The organism is Aphanizomenon flos-aquae FACHB-1287, from assembly GCF_014698755.1.
In the GTDB taxonomy this organism is placed as follows: Bacteria; Cyanobacteriota; Cyanobacteriia; order Cyanobacteriales; family Nostocaceae; genus Dolichospermum; species Dolichospermum flosaquae.
Window position 1 is genome coordinate 25,164 of sequence record NZ_JACJTO010000046.1, and the last position, 6,151, is coordinate 31,314.

Consider the following 6,151-nt stretch of genomic DNA (forward strand, 5'->3'; position numbering starts at 1 on the left):
TCTTGATTTTTATGAGATTGGTTACTTTTTTTTGCCCGCATTTCGCACATTCATGACTTTACCCAGCAAATCAAACCAAAAAGGCGCACCCATAGCAATAGCAATACCACTCACAAGCCAGCCAGCAATCACCCTTAAAACACCGAAAATAGGTAAATCACCAAGTTTTACATTTTTCCAGTTAATTTGCTTGTCTGAATTATTATCTGTTGGACAAAATTCCTGCGTTGAAGAAACATCTGGTTGACAAATTTGCTGTTGTAAGTTGGTATTTGTCCAACCAATTGGTAACTCAACTTCTTTTAAAATTTCATTAGTATCTAAATTCTTTACGTCTGAAGAATTAGATCCTGGTGGTACTACTTGGGAAGCTTTATTAACAATTATTTCTCGTAATAAAGAATCCTTAGATAAGCGCTTAATGATATGAAAAGTATCAGCATTGGCTGTGATAGCTAAAGTTATTCCAATTAAAATTGCAACTCCTTTAGCATTGCGTTTGTAAACACCACCGGCTCTTTCCATAGAGCTATCAAAACTATTTTCAATTTCTTTCCGTAGGAGATTAATACCTTCTTCCGCGCTTTTAGCCTTGATTTGGGCGCGTTTTGCCATAGTTTCAATGTTATCAACTACAGAATCTGGAAGAATATCAATCAGTTCTTTAATTTTTTTATAGGTCTCACTATCTTTATCTTGGATAGCTGCTATGACTTCACCATAAACATTACTACCTTTCTTAATAGATTTGACAACTTCATTGATATTAGGCTTTAATCCTCCTATAACTATGGCTTTTTCTGCATCTTCAAAAATATCTTTTCTTAAGAATTTTAGTTCTCGCAAAGGCTTATCTAAAATATCTTCGTAATTACCTATGTTTGCCCCGAAACTCTCTATATATTTATCTAGGCTATCTCTCATCCGATTTATACTGGTGTATATATCATATTTATCTTGGTAAAAATCCTCAATAATACGGTTATACTCTAGTTCCAACTGTCTATAATCTGCGGAAATATTGGTGGCAAATTCACTAGATAATTCCCGATTATTAATGTACACTTGCAACTGAATTAAAATCTGTCTAATATCATCTAGACGTTCATTTTTGAATTGCTCTAGCCTAATCTGAGTTAATTTTTTTATCAGTATTGGCAGTTGCAGTGTATCCATAAAAGTATTCGCAAAATTTTCACCACCAATATAGGAAGGCGCACTCCGTTTTTGATCACCAAAAATAGTTTCTTTTTTAAATCTAGAACTAGACTTTCTCCAGAGACCTAAGAATGAACCCATTGCCCAAGTTACTTTCCGAGGTAAAGTTGCTAATAAACCTTTAGCCTCTTGATTAATGCTTTGAATTAAAGGATTACTATAAATTTTATTGACTAGTCGAATTATTTCTGGATTTTCTGAGTTTTGGGTATCACCAGCTAAAAGAATTTCAATTGATTTCCTCAAATGTTCAGCCCGCCATTGCAACACTGTCGTTAATAATTCTTGAATTTCTGAAGCCAATAAGCTTAAAATCAAGTAAATGAACATTAAGCCCAGTACCACATCTAAAATAAAAGGTAGGTTCATTCGCATTCTCCTTATGTATAATTTACCAAGTGCTAATAGTAGCATTTGTAGCATTTAACAGTCAAGATGCTTGTAAACTTCCTTAAAAAATTCCTAAGAAAATTTTCGCCAATTTTGATGACGTGGCTGGAATTGAGATCACACCTGAGTAAATATTTTTACCCTCAGCCATTGCCATTACTTTGGGCAGAACTAATTATTACACGCTGTAGTGTTTATATTGTTTCCCAGTCTAATGAAGTACACACAAATTTATTTATTGTTCCCTGTTCCTTAAAACTAAAAAACTTTGTACCTTACGAGCATGGGAACTACTATATTTGTTAATTACTAAGGAAATTGACACTCTCAGCGGCTAAAGCCGCTGAGATTCTACATTCACTGACTCACCGTTAGACGACAGGTTTGCACCAATCGCCCAAGAGGGCAAATCTCCTGTAGCGTAGCTTCCGGTATGCCCTACCGTAGTTAATCCTAGCTTTAGGATGTTGATACTGGCATTAACATCTCTGTCTTCTACGAACCCACAATGATGACAATTATGAGTTCTAGTTGATAGGGATTTTTTCACTTTTTGACCACAGTTAGAACAATTTTGAGAAGTATTATTTGACACTCCCCTGGCTAAAGCCGAGGGGATTCTTAATCAAACAATTGTAAAGACAAAGGACGCTCATCTAATTATCTAAGGAAAGAGTTCCCAGAATTAAAAAAGCTACCGTCACTTTGGACTAGCAGCTATTTCTTTTCAACTGCTGGAAACGTTGCTGCTGATACTATAGAAAGATATATTAATGATCCGCATCATGGTTGAGAATATTGGAAGCGGTTAAAACCGCACGAGTAGGCTTTCCCCCGCGCTCTAAAGAGACGCGGCTCCCAGCCTTCCCGCAATCTCCTTATAACTCATTGTCGCCACATTTTTCTCTGGGAATGCAGTTAATATGATGTCACAAAACGTCTATTTTTTACCCTTGTTCATTCTTTCAATTTGGGGAATTTCTTGGTCTTGATGACTCATATTGTATTGAGTTATAGTCACAATCAAAAAAATTGCACTTCCCAGAACTAAGAACAAAAAAGGACGTTTAATCAAAATAAAGTCTCTAATGAGCCTCGCTAAAGGTCGGCTTTGACGACGTAAAGCGGAAGAGATTATTATTTGTCTCCAAATAAATGGATCACGCACATAGTGTCCACTTTGACAAACAACTAATTTTTCTTGGCAATAAGGGCAGGTAAATAAACCAATATAAGATTTTATGGGCTTGGTTCTGTTATTTCTCTGGCAAATTGGGCAAGTCACATAATGATTATCAAAAGTATTTGTACTCATCTACCTCATCCACTTAGTCGCTTAATTTTTTATATAGCAATATTTGTACTTAATTTTCCTAAAAACATAATAGCATAATTACGGGTACTTCTTAGTAAAATGCTATTGTGGAATTTAAGAATGAAATTGTTCTAACATAAGTTGACTCAGATAAACCAACTGATTAAGTGAGTTCTCGCTGATTTAAATTTTTGATTGTTAATTTTTCATTCCTCCTTTCCGTACTCTAGTGATATACTGATCCTAATATTAACCCAAATTACTACGACATTAGGACATAATTATTATTTTCCCCATATTTTGTGATTTTTATCCATTATTGAGGCAACCCCTTGACTCAATAATAAACCACAATCAGAAATAGCAGATAAAAATGGATTTTTCCTGATATTTACCCTGTATATCAATGACTCTCTTGCCTCCTATTTCCCAGAAGAAGGTCAGGGAATCCCCTGCTTTTCCCCCACCTTCCATTCAGTTCGCTAACTTAATTAATCGTTTTGATCCCTCCCCGGAAACAGTAGTGCTGTTTTTAGCCATGTTAGTTGGCGGTAGTACGGGTATGGGCATAGTTACCTTTCACCATTTAATCCAGCTAATTAACAATTTCATGCTGGAAAATTTCATGGGAGAGATTGGGATCTGGGGTGCTTGGACTTTAGCTGCTGTTCCTACCCTGGGCGGAATTATTGTTGGCCTCATGCGTTGGCGTACACAGGATTTCGGACCAGGACTTTCATCTCTAATAGCAGTTTCTCAAGGCAAAGAAGCAAAGAAACCACTGCGCCCAGTTACAAAAATGATCGCTGCGGCTGTGTCTTTAGGTAGTGGTGCATCTCTAGGGCCAGAAGGTCCAAGTGTAGAAATTGGGACTAATTTCGGAGTTTTGTTGTCTGATATATTACAGGTTTCTCAAGAGCGTCAACGGTTACTACTGGGTGCTGGGGCGGCAGCTGGTTTAGCGGCTGGTTTTAATGCCCCCATTGCGGGAGTATTTTTTGCCTTAGAAGTAGTTATGGGTAGTACGTATTTTGCTACTTCTGCCGTAAGTGTGGTGTTACTATCCGCCGTTGTAGCTGCCTTAATTGCTCAAATTGGCTTAGGTTCACAACCAGCTTTTGCTTTACCCGCTTATCAAGTTCGCAGTTATCTAGAATTACCGCTTTATCTAGGTTTGGGTTTAGGTGCTAGTTTAATTTCTGTCACATATACTGAATCAATTCGTTTAGCTAAAGCCGGTTTTGCTGGTAATTTATCAGGGTTAAAGTTATTAGGTAAAATTCCTCAGTCAATTCAGCCTATTCTTGGTGGTGTAATTATTGGTGCAGTGGGTTGGCGCTACCCGCAAATTTTGGGTATTGGTTATGGAACTGTAGAAGCTATGCTACAGGATGAAGATTTTTCCCTGAATCTATTACTCATATTACTGGTGTTAAAATTGCTGATGACAGCAGTAAGTTCTGGTAGTGGTTTTGTGGGGGGATTATTTGCCCCAGCTATGTTTTTAGGTGCTTCTTTTGGATCTGCCTATGCTAAATTTTTGGCTGTGGTAATACCAGGAATTGGAGAACATATTGCCGCTCCTCCAGCTTATGCAATGATAGGAATGGCAGCAGTTTTAGCCGGTAGTGTGAGAGCACCATTAACAGCAATTTTACTGTTATTTGAATTAACCCGTGATTATCGCATTGTTTTACCTTTAATGGCAGCAGTGGGTTTAAGTACTTGGTTGGTAGAACAAATTAAACCAACTTTAGATGCTAATACTAATCTGCAGCAGATTGGTTTACCAGAATTGAAAGATGAAAAAGTGGAACTTTGGCAGCAAATGTTAGTAGCAGATGCTATGCACACTTGTCCTAAAAAATTATCAGCAACTCTGGGAGTATTAGAAGCTGCAGTAGCAATTACCAGGGAACGAATACGCAGCGCTTTGATTATTGATGATAATGACGGTAAGATCGTGGGAATTTTGTCTTTAGAAGATATTAAACGGACTCTTTCTATATGGCAAAATCTTCCTAATTCATCTACTGAAATTCAGGAATATTTATCTAGTCAAAAACTGATAGATATTTGTACTACAGATATTATTTATGCTTGGGAAGATGAACCTTTATCTGAAGCTTTAGACCGCATGGCATTACGTGGTTTACATCAATTACCAGTGGTAGCTAAGGACAATCCTGATTTTATCCTTGGTTTACTAGAAAGAGAACAAATTGAATTAACTTGTAATTTAACGGCAATCAATAAGGTATTACACCAATATTTACCAGTCATTCCCACTACTGAATATATAGAGGAAATTGGGAATTGGTGAGTTGTCAGTTGTTAGTTGTCAGTTGTGAGTTGTGAGTTGTCAGTTGTGAGTTGTTAGTTGTGAGTTGTGAGTTGTCAGTTGTGAGTTATTATTACCTATGATCTATTGCTTGTTACCTAAATTTCGGTGATAGGTCAGTTATAAGTGATGCAGCAGTCAGGGGTAAAACAAAACCACTGACAACTGAAAACCCACAACTGACTAATGAATTTTCATTAAGCCGTAGCTTCTACTTCCGTATCTTCTAAAGATTCTGGATCTACTTGCCGGAGTCGAATATGCTTTTTCCCTAAAGTAATGACAAACTCATCACCAGGTTGAAGATTCATCTGTTTTGTGTAAGCTGCACCGATTAATAAATTGCCATTTGATTGCACACTAATTCTATAGCTGGCACTGCGTCCACCCCTTCCATTGGCACTGGGTGAACTATCTAACTGAATACCCTCAGCATCAATCAGGGCATTCAAGAACTTCATCATATTGACTCGCTCTACACCATTTTTGGTAACAGTGTAGTAGCCACACTGTTTAGCTTTGTCATCTTTGCTGATTGTTTCTAGCTCTTTAACTTTTTTGAGCAGTTCTTCACCGATTAGGGGTTCAATTTTTTTATGTTTAGGCATCAACTTAGGTCGAAAATGAATTTTTGAAGTTGTCAAGTGGATTTTATTTTAGCCGACATTGAACTAATTAGAACAGAAGCCCTTAGTTTTTCAATCAGCCTAGCCAAGTATATTACACTCCAGAAATGTTGAATGTCGTTACAAAACTTTACATATTTAAGTATAGTAGTATTATCAAGGGTAAAAATGTCAACATTTCATAATATCTTCCATCCAATGAACATAACTGATTTGTTGACACATACAAGCTTGAAGATAGCGGAATTTATCTAACATCTT

The 6,151-nt window shown here is 36.9% G+C and carries 4 protein-coding genes and 2 pseudogenes; 2 read left to right on the top strand and 4 right to left on the bottom strand.

The window, feature by feature from the left end; translation table 11 throughout:
• Window positions 1–21 precede the first annotated feature (21 nt).
• Together H6G44_RS17395 and H6G44_RS17400 are read right to left on the bottom strand one after the other, a co-directional pair.
• A complete protein-coding gene (locus tag H6G44_RS17395; RefSeq protein ID WP_190387769.1) occupies window positions 22–1,587 on the bottom strand; it encodes a hypothetical protein in 1,566 nt (521 codons plus the stop codon).
• Window positions 1,588–1,942: 355 nt separating this feature from the next.
• Window positions 1,943–2,197 (bottom strand): annotated as a pseudogene (locus H6G44_RS17400) (zinc ribbon domain-containing protein); the annotation flags it as partial.
• Between the two features lie 54 nt (window positions 2,198–2,251).
• Between H6G44_RS17400 and H6G44_RS17405 the strand changes: the two are divergent.
• A pseudogene (locus H6G44_RS17405) lies at window positions 2,252–2,401 on the top strand (transposase); the annotation flags it as partial.
• Between the two features lie 147 nt (window positions 2,402–2,548).
• Here H6G44_RS17405 and H6G44_RS17410 read toward each other — a convergent pair.
• Window positions 2,549–2,923, bottom strand: a complete 375-nt coding sequence (locus H6G44_RS17410) for a hypothetical protein (protein WP_190387768.1) — start codon at window positions 2,921–2,923, stop codon at window positions 2,549–2,551.
• A gap of 406 nt (window positions 2,924–3,329) precedes the next feature.
• Here H6G44_RS17410 and H6G44_RS17415 point away from each other — a divergent pair, with 406 nt between their 5' ends.
• A complete protein-coding gene (locus H6G44_RS17415) occupies window positions 3,330–5,246 on the top strand; it encodes a chloride channel protein (protein ID WP_190387767.1) in 1,917 nt (638 codons plus the stop codon).
• A gap of 215 nt (window positions 5,247–5,461) precedes the next feature.
• On the opposite strand, the gene H6G44_RS17420 is transcribed toward H6G44_RS17415, so the two are convergent.
• Window positions 5,462–5,872 carry an AbrB family transcriptional regulator gene (locus H6G44_RS17420; RefSeq protein WP_190387766.1) on the bottom strand — a complete coding sequence of 137 codons (411 nt, stop codon included), beginning with the start codon at window positions 5,870–5,872 and terminating at the stop codon, window positions 5,462–5,464.
• Between the last annotated feature and the right edge of the window lie 279 nt (window positions 5,873–6,151).

Bases quoted from the DNA above. Each gene is read 5' to 3' on its own strand.
- H6G44_RS17395 (WP_190387769.1), bottom strand. From the start codon at position 1,587: ATGAACCTACCTTTTATTTTAGATGTGGTACTGGGCTTAATGTTCATT.
- H6G44_RS17410 (WP_190387768.1), bottom strand. From the start codon at position 2,923: ATGAGTACAAATACTTTTGATAATCATTATGTGACTTGCCCAATTTGC.
- H6G44_RS17415 (WP_190387767.1), top strand. From the start codon at position 3,330: ATGACTCTCTTGCCTCCTATTTCCCAGAAGAAGGTCAGGGAATCCCCT.
- H6G44_RS17420 (WP_190387766.1), bottom strand. From the start codon at position 5,872: ATGCCTAAACATAAAAAAATTGAACCCCTAATCGGTGAAGAACTGCTC.